The organism is Acinetobacter sp. 226-1 (genome assembly GCF_030329325.1).
In the GTDB taxonomy this organism is placed as follows: domain Bacteria; phylum Pseudomonadota; class Gammaproteobacteria; order Pseudomonadales; family Moraxellaceae; genus Acinetobacter; species Acinetobacter sichuanensis.
This window is the reverse complement of sequence record NZ_JACANU010000001.1, coordinates 534,580-550,351: the sequence shown is the minus strand read 5'-3', so window position 1 is coordinate 550,351 and position 15,772 is coordinate 534,580. Positions and strand designations below refer to the sequence as shown.

Here is a 15,772-nt window from a genome sequence, read left to right as displayed (position 1 = left end):
CAGGTTCTTCCATGAATAAAATGTCAGACGTGCTTGAGCATTCACTGGTACAAAAATTTGTTCACTCTTTATCTGCCCAAACAGAACATCTTGATGAGTTAATTGATGGCATATTAAATGCCCCACAACAAGATTTTCATCAGGCAATTTCGTCTTTTGTTGCTGATCAAGATACACCCAACTTTGCACAAGCCTTAGATATTCAAAAAGAAAATCTTCAAGCCATCCAAGATGGACTGGCTTTGCAAAAAGAGCATTTAGCAGATACAGCAAAAATTGTTGCATTATGCTTAGCTTTAGAAACAAATATACTTACTCAACTTGAAGTCGCTGAGTCTTTAAAAGATTTTCCTATGTAAAATGAAATTTGATGCATTAAAAAGGTTGCTTTAAAGCAACCTTTTTAACATTTTAATTAACTACAATTAACTTTGCCACTGCGCTAAAGTGACACGGTCATTTCCACCATAGTCTTTGACTGTACGGATTTCTTTAAATCCATATTTTTGGAAAATTCCTTGTACAGCCTCAGCTTGATCATAGCCATGTTCTAAAGCAATCCAGCCTTGATGGGTTAACCAATTTTTGCCCTGTTTAATGATGAGTTCTATATCTGCTAAGCCTTGGTTCGCTGCCACCAAAGCACGCTCAGGTTCTGATGCTAAATCACGCATATGTACATCTTTAACATCAATGTATGGCGGATTAGATACAATCACATCAAAATATTGACGATTAAGCGCTTCAAACCAATTACCTAAATAAAATTTCACATGATTTAAATCATGTTTTTTCGCATTTGATAATGCAACCTCTAAAGTTGGTTCGTAAATATCTGTTGCCGTCACAGACCACTCAGGTCGTTCACTCGCTAAAGATAAAGCAATCGCCCCAGTTCCTGTTCCTAAGTCAACAATACGCGCATCTACAGGCACATCTAGATGTAATACAGTTTCCACCAAAACTTCTGTGTCGGGACGCGGCACCAAAGTATCTTTAGTCACTGTTAAGTCTAAAGTCCAAAATGGCTGTGAACCTGTAACATAGGCTAGAGGCTCACCTGCTTGGATACGCGCCAAACCCTCAACATATTGTTGTTCTTGCTCAGCAGTCAGTTCTTGCTCTTTCTTCATGACCAAATCAAAAGCATCAATTTTGGTAATATGTTCAAGCAACCAAGCATTTTCTTGACGCTCATAACTTTCAGGCTCACCACGTAAGGCAAGCGCTTGTGCAATATTCATTAGCCACCATTCTGCTGAGCAAGAAGAGCCAACTGATCTGCTTGATATTCACGATGTAAGCTATCAAGTAACTCTGTTAAATCACCTTCCATCACGGCATCTAACTTATATAAAGTGAGGTTAATTCGATGATCGGTCATACGACCTTGTGGGTAATTATAAGTACGAATACGCTCAGAACGGTCACCAGAACCGACCAAGTCTCGACGCATTTCTGAAGTTGCAGCATCTGCAGCCGCACGTTTTGCATTTTCCAAACGTGAAACTAATAAAGCCATCGCTTTAGCTTTATTTTTATGCTGTGAACGTTCATCCTGACATTCCACCACTGTACCTGTTGGAATGTGTGTAATACGTACCGCAGAATCGGTTTTGTTAATATGCTGACCACCCGCACCTGATGCACGATAAGTATCAATACGTAATTCAGATGGGTTAATTTCCACAGTAGTATCAACATCAATCTCAGGTAAAATTGCGACTGTACATGCAGAAGTATGTACTCGACCTTGGGATTCTGTTGCAGGAACACGTTGCACACGATGTGCGCCACTTTCAAATTTTAAGCGACCATAAACGCCTTCACCATTAATCAGGCAAATGATCTCTTTATAGCCACCATGTTCACCTTCATTTTCCGACAATATTTCGATACGCCAATTTTGTGTTTCAGCGTACTTAGAATACATACGAAATAAATCACCTGAGAAAATAGCTGCTTCATCGCCGCCTGTTCCTGCACGGATTTCCAAATATGCAGAGTTAGCATCATTGGGATCTTTAGGAATCATCAGAATATTGAGGTCAGCTTCTAAAGTTTCGAGCAAGGCTTTATTTTCTTTTATTTCTTCAATCGCCATGTCTTTAAAATCTGGATCAGAAGACATTTCTTCAGCAGTCACAATATCTTCTTCAGCTTGCTTATATTTTTTCCAAACGTCGGTGATTTCGCTCAAATCACTGTGCTCACGTGACAAATTACGAAAGCGCTTGTTATCTGAAATCACTTCTACATCAGCAAGTAGTGCTTCTAGTTCTTCGTGTCGATCACACAATTGGTCTAATCGTAAACGTAACGATTCTTTCATTTAAATAAAATCTCAATCTCAAGCTCACCATCATTTATAGATTAAAATAAAGACAGCAAGACATTTTAAAAATTGTGCCTAGTTTAACGATTATGACTTTTAAATAACACCGCTATATCTGTTTCTCCTTAGATTTCACACTAGATTTTTTGTGTGATGCCTAACTGATGATTTTTAAAATCAGCATCAGTTATTCACAATACCTACATGATTGGCATAAGTTTGCTGCTTTAAAGCACAATTTTAATAGAAAGCATACATTCAGATACTAAACACCTTAATAAAGGGAAATCTTCTCCATATTTTTGATGACGCCTTTTGTTACATTTAGCTCATCAAATAGAGATATAGAAAGCTGTCCGAATCAGGACATGGAGCAAGACATGAAATTAAATGCGATGTTATTAAGTTCTGCTTTAGCAATTACTTCAATTTTTACAGTAAGTGCCCATGCTGATAACTCAACTCGTATTGCAGCAACCTCAGCTTTAGGTAGTGTTGCAGGAACTGCTATTGGTAAACAAATGGGCGGTAATACAGGTGCAATGATTGGTTCAGCATTAGGTGGCGCAGGTGGTGCTGCTGTAGCAACAAACAAACGTGATCGTACTGCTGCTGCAATTGGTGGTGGCTTAGGTGGTGTTGGTGGCTACTCTGTTGGTAAAAATGTAGGTGGGTCAACAGGTGGTTATATTGGTTCAGCGTTAGGTGCAGCAGGTGGTTCAGTTTTAGGTAAAAAAGTATCTGAAGACCGCCATTATGATGATCGTAAATATAACCGAAAATATCGTAAACACCGTCATTAATTGATCATGATCAAAAGCACCTATTTTTAGGTGCTTTTTTTTATTACAGCTATCTTTTTATCAAAATATCGCTGATATCTCAGTTTGAATACATACTAAAAAACGGCACTTAAGTACCGTTTTTTATGACTTAAAATGATTTACACCATTAGCAAGGACATTTTTTTAATGTCCCTCCTGCACTTGGATAACGTGCATCAACACAATAACGATGAAAGGTTTTTTCATCCATTGCCTCTAGATCAGGATGATGCTTCTTCATATGTTCCAAGTAGTTTTGATAGTCTGGAACACCCACCATTAAACGAAAACTTTGCTGTAGGCGTGTCCACAAAGTTGCAATTCTTGACCAATTTTTAGGATTAAAAATTAAATCTTTTTGTGACATCACAGTCATTTTGATGATTTTATAAATCACCGTTTTGCCACTTTTGGCGAATTTCAAATTCATCTCACTCACCTCTTCTTTAGATTTAATGTTTGGCTGATGTTACCACTGTATCTTCTGGCTCTGCATATACAGCAGGTGCTTCATTTACAGTTGGAACAGGACTTGCCAATGCACGACGAATCACGCTAATCGCAGCAATAATCATCACAATCGCCACAATCATAAAGAATGCACATAAAGCTGCATTAATTTGATTTGACAATACAATCGTTTGCATCTCTTCAAGTGTTTTTGCAGGTTTTAAAATCTCACCTTTAGCAATCGCAGCGGAGAAACGATCTGCCTGTGCCAAGAAACCAATTTTTGGATTTTCATGAAAGATTTTTTGCCAACCCGCAGTCATACACGTAATAATCAAAAATACGGTTGGAACAATAGTGACCCAAACATATTTTTCTTTCTTCATTTTAAATAGAATCACTGTACCCAAGGTCAGTGCCATTGCTGCCAACATCTGGTTACCAATACCAAATAGTGGCCATAGACTGTTAATGCCACCCAATGGATCAATCACCCCTTGATAAACGAAGAAGCCCCAACCTGCAACTGCCACAGCCGTACCAATCAAGTTTCCAACAAAGTTATGTGAGTTTTTTAAAGCAGGTACAACAATACCTACAGTATCCTGCACCATAAAACGACAAGCACGAGTACCCGCATCCACCGCAGTTAAAATAAATAAAGCTTCAAATAAAATCGCAAAGTGATACCAAAATGCCATCATTGAACGATTATTAAAAATTTCTGTAATAATATGTGCCATACCAATAGCAAAAGTTGGCGCCCCACCTGTACGTGACAGAATGGTACTTTCACCAACTTCTTTTGCCAGTAAAGTTAAAGCTTCTGGTGTCACAACAAAGCCTAAATTACGCACGGCTTCTGCTGCACTTTCTACAGTTGTACCCAATACGGCTGCGGGTGCGTTAATCGCAAAATATACGCCTGGCTCAAGCACAGTTGCACAGATCATTGCCATAATGGCAACAAAAGACTCCATTAACATACCACCATAGCCAATGACACGAATATTGACTTCGTTATCAACAAGTTTCGGTGTAGTTCCTGAAGAAACCAACGCATGGAAGCCTGAAATTGCACCACAAGCAATAGTAATAAATAAAAATGGGAACATTGAACCAGAAAATACAGGACCCGTGCCATCAACAAAATGCGTAACAGAAGGCATTTTAAGCATTGGCATTGCAACCATAATACCGACAGCAAGACCTGCAATCACACCAATTTTTAAGAAAGTAGATAAATAATCACGTGGTGCTAATAACAACCAGACAGGTAGAACTGACGCAATAAATCCATAAATAATCAATGCCCATGTCAATTGAGTGCCTGTCAAAGTAAATAATGGTCCCCAATATGGATGTGCTGCAATATCTCCACCAAAAATAATGGCAGCCATCATTAACACAAAACCAATGATAGAAACTTCTGCAATTTTTCCTGGGCGCAGATAACGCATGTAGATTCCCATAAATAGTGCAATTGGTATTGTTGCTGCAATACTAAATACACCCCATGGGCTGTTGGTTAATGCTTTCACGATAACAAGCGCTAAAACTGCCAAGATAATAATCATGACACCTAATGCACCTAGCATCACAATGACACCCGCAAAAGATCCAAGTTCCTGTTTTGCCATTTCGCCCAGAGATCGACCATCTCGTCGTGTTGAAATGAACAAGACTAAAAAATCTTGTACTGCACCTGCAATCACAACACCAACCAATAACCAAATCGTGCCAGGGAGATATCCCATTTGTGCTGCCAAAATAGGACCAACTAAAGGTCCTGCACCTGCAATCGCAGCAAAGTGATGCCCAAACAATACATACTTATTGGTAGGTACATAGTCCAACCCATCTGCAAGACGATGCGCAGGTGTTAATCTACGTGGGTTGAGTTCAAAAACTTTATTGGCAATAAATAAACTATAAAAACGATAAGCAATGCTATATACACAAATTGCAGCAAGTACGAGCCAAACAGCATTGACATGCTCACCTCGACTGACAGCTAAAATTCCAAACGATACCGCACCAATAATGGCAACAATCACCCAAATCAGTTTGGATAAGGGCGATGATTTCTTTTCAATATTTTCCATGAATACCTCACATTTCGATTAAACGAGCAGTTCCATTGTTGTTATTTGCCATAATTCATTTCGGTTTTGTCTCTTTCCTTAGTGACTCTACTCCTCATTTTTTTGTTTTCATCTAAGACTTTTGATTTAAATGTGTTGTTAATATCATCAATTAACACGACATAAAGATGACCAGAATATTTTGATTATTATTTTTATTGTGACAATTTTGCCAACTCTTTTGAATCTACTCTTTATTTTTCACAGCTGATCTAAGACTTTAGTCTTAGAAAGGTCTTAAATTTATTTCTTTTTTATCTATTTTAAATTTTTTATTCTTATTGAAAAATACCGTAAATAACACACTATCAATAGGGTAAAAATATTGAGAATATATCTTCAATAAAATAAAAAAGGTAAAGATCAAATCAATCAATCTTTACCTTTTTCACAATTTCATTTTAAACAATAAAATTGCTGTCATTTATTTATAGTGAATATCAAAGGTTTTATCTGTGATAAATAAAAAAGTAACATCGTTGTCTTCTTGTGCGCCATGAAACATTACTTCACCCTCAGGAAACCAAATAAAATTCCCTGGTCCAAATGAACCTTTAGAAGTAACTAAAATACCATCAAGCACATACATGCCATGTGCACAATGATGTGTATGTGATTTATTCATAAACCCAGCTTTATAACAACATTTAGAAATCGACATTCCAGATGTGTTGTCTAAAAACAATGGCTTCATCAAAATACTGGCATCCAACTCTGGAATTGGCAGTTCTTGCCACGGCATACGATGACTGTCTACAGTGATGACTTCTTGAGTATTTTCCATAATTAACGCTACATAATTCCATTCATTATTTATTCAAGACAAACAACTAAACATAAGCTTAAAAAGGATAATTCGGTGCTTGTGCTTGAATTGTCATCCATTGCCATTGGGTAAATTCATCTGCATTTGCAGGACCACCAATACGTGTACCATTACCCGAAGCACCAAAACCACCAAATGGATTCAGCGTTTCATCATTTACAGTTTGATCGTTGATATGTAACAAACCTACTTTGAGTGACTGTGCGACTTGCATTCCGTGACTCACATTTGAGGTGATAATACCTGCTGACAGTCCATAATCGCCTGCATTTGCCAGTTCAATTGCTTCTTCATCTGAGGCAAATGGAATAAGCACCGCAACTGGACCAAAAATTTCTTGTTGGAAAATTGGATTATCTTGATTCACTTGCGATAACACAGTTGGTTCAAAGAACACGCCATTGGCAACCCCACCAACCTCTAACTTTGCCCCAGCAGCAATGGCATTTTGTACAAGTTGTTCAACACGCTGACATTGTTTTTGATTGATTAAAGGTCCGATATTGACCTGTTGATCCATTGGGTTGCCAACTTTGAACTGTTTCACTTTTTCAATTAAACGGTTCTTGACTTGTTCAAAAATAGACTCATGAATCAGCACTTTACCCGAAGTCATACAAATTTGCCCTGAGTGTAAGAATACGCCCCATGCAATATTCTGCGCCGCCAGTTCAATATCTGCATCATTTAAAATCAGTAATGAGTTCTTACCACCCAACTCTAATGAAACTTTTTTGAGCGTTCTGCCCGCACCTGCACCAATGATTCGTCCAACTTCAGTCGACCCTGTAAACTGAATACTGGCAATATTAGGGTCATTCACCAATGCTTCGCCTGCTTCAGCGCCACCCGGTAACACATGTAATAAGCCAGTCGGTAAACCTGCCAATTCAAAAATACGTGCAATTGCAAAACCACTACACACCGCAGTACGCTCATCGGGTTTGAGCACAACAGCATTTCCCAATGCCAAAGCAGGTGCCACTGCTCGAATTGCTAAATAAAGTGGAAAATTAAATGGCGAAATCACTCCAACCACACCCAAAGGAACACGTTTTGCGAGGCTTAATTTGCCATTTTGTGAAGGTAAAATAGAACCTTGCTCACTTGATGGTAATGCTGCTGCATTTTTTAATGCTTGAATGCATAATTCAACTTCAAAACTCGCTTTCATGAAGATTGAGCCACTTTCTTTGACTAACCACTCAATGATTTCAGCTTTATGGTTTTGAGTAATTTGCACCGCATTTTCAAAAACTTGAGCACGTTCCTGATAACTTAATGCCCACCATGCTGCTTGAGCTTGTTTTGCTTGTGCTGCTGAAGTTTGAATATCTTTTGGTTGAGCATAACCAAATGTACCTAAAGCTTCTCCAGTCGCAACTTCAGTGGCTTGATATGTTTGTTCTGCTTTTGTCCATTGACCTGTAAAAAACTGATTTTCCCAAATATCTGCTGTCAACATGCTCATTTGCTTATCCTCTCGAATTATAAATTGATCCATTCAAAACCATGTGCAAATCATCTTTAACAAGCTATTGCTCAATAAAATAATTTGATTCTTCTATAGAGCATTTAACATGCCAAAAATAAAATATTTAAAATTCAAAAAGATAAAAAATAAATCTAAAAAAGTGTCGGTATTTAGGTCAAATCAATCCATCTCTATGTCCAATAAAACGACACTTTTATTGCAGCCATTTCACAATCTTAGTTTAAATATTTATAAACAGTTGAACGTGAGATTTTCAGCCTTTTCGCCACTTTAGACACATTCATATTTTCCTCTTGATAAACACGCTTAATGGTTTCGCGCGTCACATCATCCAAATTGGTAATATTTGTAAGTGTCTGCGTTGTCGGTTTAACTTCGTCTTGTAACATCAATTCTGTAATCATTTCATCATCAGAAAAAACTGCCGAAAGTTTCAATACATTGATGAGCTCTCTAATATTTCCTGACCATTTATAATTTAAAATTTGTTCTTTCACTTTTTCAGAATAACGATATTGTCCTAAATTAGCCAAAATCGCATTGGCAATCAAAAGCTTATCATCACGGTCACGTAAAGGACTAAGTTCGATTTCATAACCACGAATCCGATAATATAAATCGCTTCTAAACAGCCCTTGTTCGACCATCTCTTTTAGATTTCGATTGGTCGCACAAATCAGTTTAAAGTTTGATTTTAACGCGGTCCGCCCACCCACGCGATAAAACGTATTGTCTTGTAAAACTCTTAAAATTTTGACTTGTAAATGAATCGGTAAGTCGCCCAATTCATCTAAAAATAAAAAACCACCATTTGCAAGTTCAACTAAACCGACTTGCCCTTTGCTCTTTGCCCCTGTAAATGCACCACCTTCATAACCAAATAACTCAGCCTCAAGCAAATTTTCTGGAATCGCTCCACAGTTAATTGAAATAAAAGGCAGATTTTTGAAATTTTCATGGATTTGCTGTGCTAAATATTCTTTGCCTGTCCCTGTTTCCCCTGTAATCAAAATCGGAATATTGGCTTGAATTGCTCGAATACATTTTTGTAGTTTAAGATCTGTGGTTTTATTTGGTTTCTTTTGATGAATCACTTTGGCATAACAAAAAGAATGATCATTTCGTTTTAATAGATGTGTTGCATCTGTTTTTTGCATCAAATGGTCAATATTTTCAAAAACTTCCGTGATGGTCTGCCCTAATATTTCTTTTACATCGCAACCAATCAGTTGACTCGCCACTTGATTCATATGCGTAATTCGCCCTTCTTGATCTATTCCGATCAGACCCGAATACGCACTTTCAATTAAATCAGGCGTATTTTGAAAATATAAAAAATGGGTAATGCTTTCTGTTTTTCGAATGTACTCATTTTCAAATTTATAAGACTGATAAAGCAAATGATATAACCAATTTCCCGTTGCCATTTTGGTTTTTGAGGTAATATCGAGCGCGCCTAAGACATCGCCTTGACCATTAAAAATAGGCACTGAAGCACATGAAAATGAAGAAAATTCCGTTAAATAGTGCTGATGACCATTTAAAGTCATGGGTAAACTGGCATGAACACTACACACAGGTGCAATCGTTCCGAAGTTTTCCTCTGCAACAGATCGCCCACGTTGTAAAAAATGATATAAATCATCAAAACGATCATCATGTAATTCTTGAACGATCAGTCCTGCATTATTGATCAAAAAAACACTAATATTTTGTTGTTTATATAAATTAAAAATATCTTCTAAATAAGGTCGAGTCATCCGAGCAAAGTGTTCATCATCATCACTTAATTCATTGATTGAAAAGTTTTTATTTTTTACTGCTGAATTATAAGGGGTTAAACCTGCATCTTTCGACTTTTGCCATGAATCCAAGATTGGCATGTGATGACGATCTAAATCAGGGCGAATACCTGACTCAAAAAATTGATGTTTAATACTTTCCCATGCACTTAATTCAATTACATTATTCATAAAAATCCCTTTAAGAATATCAGCCTAACTGCCTTTAGTATTTTATATTTATGCCGTAATTTTCAACAAAAATACAGTTTTAGCTTAAACAAAATATTCACTATTCTTGCAAATAGCCAATCATAAAAATTCTACCTTGCAACTCAGTAAAAACAAACCAACAATAAAATCATAACTTTATACTTTAAAAATGATGTAACTTGAAAATAGCATATCATCATGATCAAAGTGTCTATTTATTGGACACTCGTCTATAAACAAGACACTTTTAAAACAATAAAATTGCCTATTATCATTAAAAATCAAATAGTTAAAATCTGGCATACTTTTTGAAAGTATTAAGTGTATAACACGTGATTGAAGCTCATTATTTTTCAACATTCACTCACCGATCAACATGGAATTTATTAAATTAAGGATATTACAATGACGGATTTAATTGATATTCAAGCCGCTGTTACTGCGGGTAAAGGTGCCGATTTTAAATTAGAACAGTTAAAAATTCGTGCTCCGAAAAACAATGAAGTACTGGTTAAAATTGTTGCGACAGGCATGTGTCATACCGACTTGATTGTTCGTGATCAATATTATCCTGTTCCACTGCCTGCGGTTTTAGGTCATGAAGGTGCAGGTGTTATTACTGCGATTGGTGATGCAGTCAAAGACTTGGCTGTCGGTGATCATGTCGTGCTCAGTTATGGTTATTGCGGTTCATGTAAACAATGTAATTCAGGTAATCCAGCCTATTGTGTTGACTTTTTTGGGCGTAATTTTAGTGGTGCAGATCCACAGGGACATAACGCCATTTGCCGACATAATCATGAAGCCGTTCATGATCACTTTTTTACACAGTCTTCATTTGCAACTTACGCTTTAAGTTTAGAAAATAATGCCGTTAAAGTCGATGCAAATGTACCTTTAGAATTACTGGGTCCATTAGGTTGTGGTATTCAAACGGGTGCTGGTGCAGTGATGAATACACTTAAAGTGAATCCAGCGAGTAGTTTTGTCACCTTTGGTGCTGGTGCAGTCGGTTTAAGCGCGTTATTGGCTGCAAAAATTTGTGGTGCCACCACAATTATTGCAGTTGATATTGTTGAAAGTCGACTTGAACTTGCCAAAGAATTAGGCGCAACACATATCATTAACAGTAAAGAAACAGATCCAGTCGAAGCCATTAAAGAAATCACGCAAGGTGGTGTAGCTTTTGCACTTGAGTCTACAGGTCGAACTGAAATTTTAAAACAAGGTATAGATGCGCTTGGCATATTAGGAAAAATTGCAATTGTTGGCGCACCACCTTTAGGTACGTTGGCACAGTTTGATGTCAATGATCTTTTACTCGGTGGAAAAACCATTGTAGGTGTTGTTGAAGGCAGTAGTGTTCCAAAAACATTTATTCCTGAATTAGTTACACTCTATCAGAAAGGTTTATTTCCATTTGATAAATTGGTGAAGTTTTATGATTTTGCTGATATGAATCAGGCGGCATTGGACAGTCAAAACGGCATAACACTAAAACCTATTATTCGTATTGCCAATTCAAACTAAATCTTTCGGGCACGACTGTTTTTAATCATACAGTCGTGCTTTTTTATTACATCTGCAAAAATATTGATGATTTGCAACAACATTTTCCTTTTATAGGATGTTTAGAATAATATTGCTGCCAAGCGTAGCTAGATGTAAGAATTAGAAAAGGGATTATTGTCCTTTTGGTTTATTGTTAATAAGTTTTAAAATAATATTTTGTATATCATTATTTATAAGTATTTTTTCCCCTGTAATCTTGTTAATAATTCGATTGCTTAATAATTCCTGTTTAATTGAGTTAACATACATAGCATATCCCCCTATTTCATATTTTGGACTTAAGTCATACAAAGATTGTGTTAAAAAATCCTTTGTAGACCTTGGGTTAGTATGGACAGTTATATTTTGTGGTTTATACTTATTTAGTATTTTTTCATAAAAATCTAATTCTGTAAGTAAAGCATCTATAGCATATTGGTATTTATTATTTTGCATAATTAATTCGTTTCTATCAGGAAGATCTGAATTAAGCGCTACAACCATAAAGTATAAATTATCGTATTCTATAGTCACATTATTAAACAAAACATGTAATCTATCTTTAAGCCTTTCAAAAAGTTCTGTTTTAAATTGATCCCTCCAATCACTATATAAATACAAAGCTACAAATGCAGCGAAAAAAGTCGCTGTAGCTGTTAAATAATCAGAGCTTATATCAAAGTAAAAATTTGCTAATTTCGACAAACCCAAGCAACTAAAAAATATCCCTATAAATACCGAAACTAAAAATTTTATATTCATAAAAAAGCCCCATTCAATGGGGCATAGTTTAAGCAGCATTCAACTTTTTTGCTATCTCGGAAGCTGTTGGATTGTAATAAGTATTCACCAATACACTAAGGGTTTTACGCCCTGTCACCTGCGCCGAAATCTCTGATGTAAATTTGACGTAAATTAACCTAAAAAATAAGCAAAAAGTGCCGATAAATCGTAGGCATTAAAAAAGGGCTTTAAGTCATCATTTAAACTTAAAACCCTTATGCCGTAAGGCTTGTATCTTGGTAGGTTTAACCAGATTCGAACTGGTGACCTCTACGATGTCAACGTAGCGCTCTAACCAACTGAGCTATAAACCTAATGTGGTGAGAATATTATTCATTTTTCTGTCATCTGACAAGCTTTAATTGTTCTTCTTTAACTCATTCGTACACTCTTTAAGCAAAGCTTTGAAAGTTTTTATATCATGCTGATTTTCTTCACCTAAATATACCATTTTTTGGAAAATCTGATTTAACTGCTCAAAATGGTGGTGTTGTGCTGAATGTTCTGACAGACGCATCATCCATTGCTGAAAAGTTTCAGACTCGGCTTTTTGTAAGGCAGGATTCAATTGCTGATTAAACTGCACAATACAACGCTCAAGTGCAGTCAACTGCCGAGAGGCACGGAATTTGGTCACCCCCCAATGCAACAATAACAAAACTAAAATGCCAAAGACCAATACCAATCCATAACTATAACTTGAAGTTAAACCCAGCTTTTGCATCCAGCCATTTTGCTTCTCGGCATCATAACCCACGACCTTACTTTGCCATTGATAACTTGCATAATCGCTCCACACGCGTAAAGTCCGTAAAACCGAAGAATGTTGCAAGCGTAAATTGGAATAATTGCCATCTCCAAAAATACTGCGGTCATCCGTCATGAGATTTTGCATCCCATTGTCAATTCGCATCGGTGCAATCATCGCTGTTGGGTCTATCCGTTGCCACTGCCCGTATAAATATACTTCAGCCCATGCATGTGCGTCCAGTTGGCGCACTTCCCAACTTTGTCGATCAGGTGCCAACTCACCGCCCTGATAACCAGTCACTACACGTGCAGGAATTCCGACATAACGCATTAACAAGACAAAACTTGATGCATAATGTTCACAAAAACCTTGTCGGGATTGAAATAAAAATTCATCAACACGGTTATTACCAAGTCTGCCAGGTGCAAGCGTATAAACAAATTTTTCCTGTTTATACCAATTCAAAACATTCTGAATATATTGTTCAGGTTGTCCGTGGCTTTGCTGATACATTTTCTGTGCGAAAAGCTGTGCTTTAGGATCACTTGTCTTTGGGTAGCTTAGGCTATTTTTCAGGATTTGTGCGTTAAACTGCCCCGCTTGCATCTCTGTAGCCTGTGTACCCACCCATTGCAGTTGAATCGGCTGGGTACGTTGCAACAAGCGTTTTGGGGTAATGGAATCGTCCTGATTCAACTGAAAACGTGGTTCCAAAGGAATAGATTTTTCCAGTCCCGTGATCCATTGTTGCGCAGGATCATTTGCCAAATATTGATAATGAAAACTTTTTTGCTGTGCTGACGGCGGTGGCGCATTTTTAGCTTGTTTATTGACAAAGCCACTCGTCCACCGTGTTCCATCATACTGATCCAAGACCAAAGCCCGCCAATATAAATCACTGCGTTTCGGCAACTGTTGCATATCGCCAATAATTCGAAATGCCAAGGCACCAGATTGCGATAATTCGGCAATATCGCCTGGTGACATGCTGTCACTCAGTCCTGTAGTGGCTTGATTATTGGGGATGGGGATTTGCCATAACGGTGGTAGGCGTGGAAAAAACATGAATAATAGAATAAAAAATGGCAGAGCCAAGCCAATAAACTTGAGGATGTGCCATGAATCTGTTTTCAGCGACTGTAATATCGGCTGTGTACTGATAAAACTTGCGGTCTGTACTCGATATAAGCCCACCAAGCAACTGATTAAACAGCATAAAACCAATAACGCCATCCAAAAAGCCTGTGTGTGCAAAAATAAACTCGCACTGACAAATAAGGCAAAATTAAACAGGATGATAAAGTCACGTTTGCTTTGTGTTTCCAAAGCTTTGGCAAATAAAAATGTCGATAAAACGGCTGTACCTGCTTCTACGCCCAAAAAAGTCCGTGAATTGACATAAATAATCAGCATCGCCAATAAGGCAAATAAAATTTTCGGTGCTTTGGACAGTATTTTAGGAAGATGAATGACTTGGTGTTGATTAAACTTGTAATAATAAAATGCCAGACCCAAAATATTCAGCAAAAATAAAATCGCTAGTGGTATGGGCATATACGCCATTTGTGCGATTAAAATTAAACTTAATACTAGTAAAATCGAAATTTGAATGGATTTATTCATGATCAATCCTCCTAAGCCTGCGCCAATAAGGTTTTGATATGAATATAATGTTGTTCACCCACGCCATTTTCAGTTTGTGCATGCGGTAAAATAAGACTATACGGCGTTTGACTGTGTTCGCACTGATCCACCAGTTCCATCATTAAACTGAGTTTTTCTTCGTGGTCTGCGCTTGGCATTTTGCTATATTCAATTTGCATGACGTGTGTATCCACCAAGTCTTCAAATTGCTTAACAAAAAGCCCCTGTCCTCGTGCTGCCTGTTTCCATGAAATGCTTTGTAATGAATCACCTGTTTTAAAGTTTCGCAGTTCTTTAAATTCGTCCAAATCAGGTTCACCTGTATTGGAATAGTGCTGTAAATTTTGTGTAAAAGCTTTGGCTTCAGGCGCAATCCAATAGGATTCGGTCAAATAGATATAAGTCCATGCCCGTACAAGACCGAGTGGATACGTTGAATAAATCTGAATTGGTGGAATTTCAAATTTTCCACGTTGTTTGGGAATAAAAACCAAATCAAAACTTTGTTGTTTTTCCTCAAATAAAAAACTTTGAACAGATTCATCTTTTTTGGATGGATCTGTTTCATCCTGTTTATTTTTTTGAGAAATATGATGTTGTAAATCAGTGATTTTAATATTTAAATATTTTGCAGTTGCATGTTGTTGCTGCATAATAATTTTGACAGTAAAAGCTTCGTTGACCTTGCCCACTTCATCGACAATCACTTGTAAGGTGACACCATGTAATTGCTTAAAACTTAAATAAAAACTGATACATAAAATCGCACTGATTAAAAAACAAAAACCTAAAATCAAGTTATTGGCATAATTAATGCCCGCAATAAAGGTGATCAGAATCAGTACCAAATACAAAAAACCTTGTTGATACAGAAAGACCAAGACTTCATTTTGTTTCAGCGTACGAATACCTGTATAGCGAAAACGCAGATGCAACCAACGGACAAATCTTTTCCCTAACATCGTCAGATTTCCA

13 protein-coding genes, 1 tRNA gene and 1 pseudogene are annotated in these 15,772 nt (G+C 37.1%); 3 read left to right on the top strand and 12 right to left on the bottom strand.

The annotated features are described in order from the left end of the window. Positions 1-11: 11 nt before the first annotated feature. On the top strand, positions 12-359 hold the full coding sequence (locus HX124_RS02555; protein WP_107007426.1) for a hypothetical protein: 348 nt from the start codon (positions 12-14) through the stop codon (positions 357-359). Between the two features lie 66 nt (positions 360-425). Here the strand turns inward: HX124_RS02555 and prmC are convergent, their stop codons facing one another. Both prmC and prfA read right to left on the bottom strand, forming a co-directional pair. Then, a complete protein-coding gene (gene prmC / locus HX124_RS02550) occupies positions 426-1,244 on the bottom strand; it encodes a peptide chain release factor N(5)-glutamine methyltransferase (protein WP_286381845.1) in 819 nt (272 codons plus the stop codon). Continuing rightward, positions 1,244-2,332, bottom strand: coding sequence for a peptide chain release factor 1 (gene prfA / locus HX124_RS02545; RefSeq protein WP_286376998.1), 1,089 nt, complete (start codon positions 2,330-2,332; stop codon positions 1,244-1,246). The genes prmC and prfA overlap by 1 nt, the downstream gene beginning before the upstream one ends. A 383-nt stretch (positions 2,333-2,715) precedes the next feature. On the opposite strand from prfA, the gene HX124_RS02540 reads away from it, so the two are divergent. Next, positions 2,716-3,138: a hypothetical protein gene (locus tag HX124_RS02540; RefSeq protein WP_107007355.1), complete on the top strand. Its 423-nt coding sequence runs from the start codon at positions 2,716-2,718 to the stop codon at positions 3,136-3,138. 148 nt (positions 3,139-3,286) lie between these two features. Here HX124_RS02540 and HX124_RS02535 read toward each other — a convergent pair whose 3' ends face one another. From HX124_RS02535 to HX124_RS02515, 5 genes are all read right to left on the bottom strand, one after another. Continuing rightward, a complete protein-coding gene (locus HX124_RS02535; RefSeq protein ID WP_107007356.1) occupies positions 3,287-3,589 on the bottom strand; it encodes a YbdD/YjiX family protein in 303 nt (100 codons plus the stop codon). Positions 3,590-3,611: 22 nt separating this feature from the next. Next, entirely contained in the window at positions 3,612-5,714 is a 2,103-nt protein-coding gene (locus HX124_RS02530) for a carbon starvation CstA family protein (RefSeq protein WP_286381844.1), read from the bottom strand. Positions 5,715-6,177: 463 nt separating this feature from the next. After that, positions 6,178-6,537: a cupin domain-containing protein gene (locus HX124_RS02525; protein ID WP_228198987.1), complete on the bottom strand. Its 360-nt coding sequence runs from the start codon at positions 6,535-6,537 to the stop codon at positions 6,178-6,180. A 58-nt stretch (positions 6,538-6,595) separates the two neighbouring features. After that, complete coding sequence (locus HX124_RS02520; RefSeq protein WP_286381843.1) at positions 6,596-8,050, bottom strand: benzaldehyde dehydrogenase; 1,455 nt, start codon at positions 8,048-8,050, stop codon at positions 6,596-6,598. Positions 8,051-8,289: 239 nt separating this feature from the next. Beyond that, positions 8,290-10,047, bottom strand: a complete 1,758-nt coding sequence (locus tag HX124_RS02515) for a sigma-54-dependent Fis family transcriptional regulator (protein ID WP_286381842.1) — start codon at positions 10,045-10,047, stop codon at positions 8,290-8,292. 426 nt (positions 10,048-10,473) lie between these two features. On the opposite strand from HX124_RS02515, the gene HX124_RS02510 reads away from it, so the two are divergent. Further along, positions 10,474-11,598: an NAD(P)-dependent alcohol dehydrogenase gene (locus tag HX124_RS02510; protein WP_286381841.1), complete on the top strand. Its 1,125-nt coding sequence runs from the start codon at positions 10,474-10,476 to the stop codon at positions 11,596-11,598. Between the two features lie 153 nt (positions 11,599-11,751). Here the strand turns inward: HX124_RS02510 and HX124_RS02505 are convergent, their stop codons facing one another. The 5 genes and pseudogenes from HX124_RS02505 to HX124_RS02485 form a co-directional block, all read right to left on the bottom strand. Then, entirely contained in the window at positions 11,752-12,381 is a 630-nt protein-coding gene (locus HX124_RS02505; RefSeq protein WP_286381840.1) for a hypothetical protein, read from the bottom strand. Positions 12,382-12,409: 28 nt separating this feature from the next. Further along, positions 12,410-12,514, bottom strand: a pseudogene (locus tag HX124_RS02500) (tyrosine-type recombinase/integrase); the annotation flags it as partial. 125 nt (positions 12,515-12,639) lie between these two features. Further along, positions 12,640-12,716 (bottom strand) — tRNA-Val (locus HX124_RS02495). Positions 12,717-12,760: 44 nt separating this feature from the next. Beyond that, entirely contained in the window at positions 12,761-14,776 is a 2,016-nt protein-coding gene (locus HX124_RS02490) for a transglutaminase TgpA family protein (protein ID WP_286381839.1), read from the bottom strand. Positions 14,777-14,787: 11 nt separating this feature from the next. Next, positions 14,788-15,759, bottom strand: coding sequence for a DUF58 domain-containing protein (locus tag HX124_RS02485; protein ID WP_286381838.1), 972 nt, complete (start codon positions 15,757-15,759; stop codon positions 14,788-14,790). Positions 15,760-15,772: the final 13 nt, after the last annotated feature.

Excerpts from the sequence above, each read along its gene's own strand:
- HX124_RS02535 (WP_107007356.1), bottom strand. The coding sequence starts at position 3,589 with ATGAATTTGAAATTCGCCAAAAGTGGCAAAACGGTGATTTATAAAATC.
- HX124_RS02485 (WP_286381838.1), bottom strand. The coding sequence starts at position 15,759 with ATGTTAGGGAAAAGATTTGTCCGTTGGTTGCATCTGCGTTTTCGCTAT.
- HX124_RS02505 (WP_286381840.1), bottom strand. The coding sequence starts at position 12,381 with ATGAATATAAAATTTTTAGTTTCGGTATTTATAGGGATATTTTTTAGT.
- HX124_RS02530 (WP_286381844.1), bottom strand. The coding sequence starts at position 5,714 with ATGGAAAATATTGAAAAGAAATCATCGCCCTTATCCAAACTGATTTGG.
- HX124_RS02515 (WP_286381842.1), bottom strand. The coding sequence starts at position 10,047 with ATGAATAATGTAATTGAATTAAGTGCATGGGAAAGTATTAAACATCAA.
- HX124_RS02540 (WP_107007355.1), top strand. The coding sequence starts at position 2,716 with ATGAAATTAAATGCGATGTTATTAAGTTCTGCTTTAGCAATTACTTCA.
- prfA (WP_286376998.1), bottom strand. The coding sequence starts at position 2,332 with ATGAAAGAATCGTTACGTTTACGATTAGACCAATTGTGTGATCGACAC.
- HX124_RS02520 (WP_286381843.1), bottom strand. The coding sequence starts at position 8,050 with ATGAGCATGTTGACAGCAGATATTTGGGAAAATCAGTTTTTTACAGGT.
- prmC (WP_286381845.1), bottom strand. The coding sequence starts at position 1,244 with ATGAATATTGCACAAGCGCTTGCCTTACGTGGTGAGCCTGAAAGTTAT.
- HX124_RS02510 (WP_286381841.1), top strand. The coding sequence starts at position 10,474 with ATGACGGATTTAATTGATATTCAAGCCGCTGTTACTGCGGGTAAAGGT.
- HX124_RS02555 (WP_107007426.1), top strand. The coding sequence starts at position 12 with ATGAATAAAATGTCAGACGTGCTTGAGCATTCACTGGTACAAAAATTT.
- HX124_RS02490 (WP_286381839.1), bottom strand. The coding sequence starts at position 14,776 with ATGAATAAATCCATTCAAATTTCGATTTTACTAGTATTAAGTTTAATT.
- HX124_RS02525 (WP_228198987.1), bottom strand. The coding sequence starts at position 6,537 with ATGGAAAATACTCAAGAAGTCATCACTGTAGACAGTCATCGTATGCCG.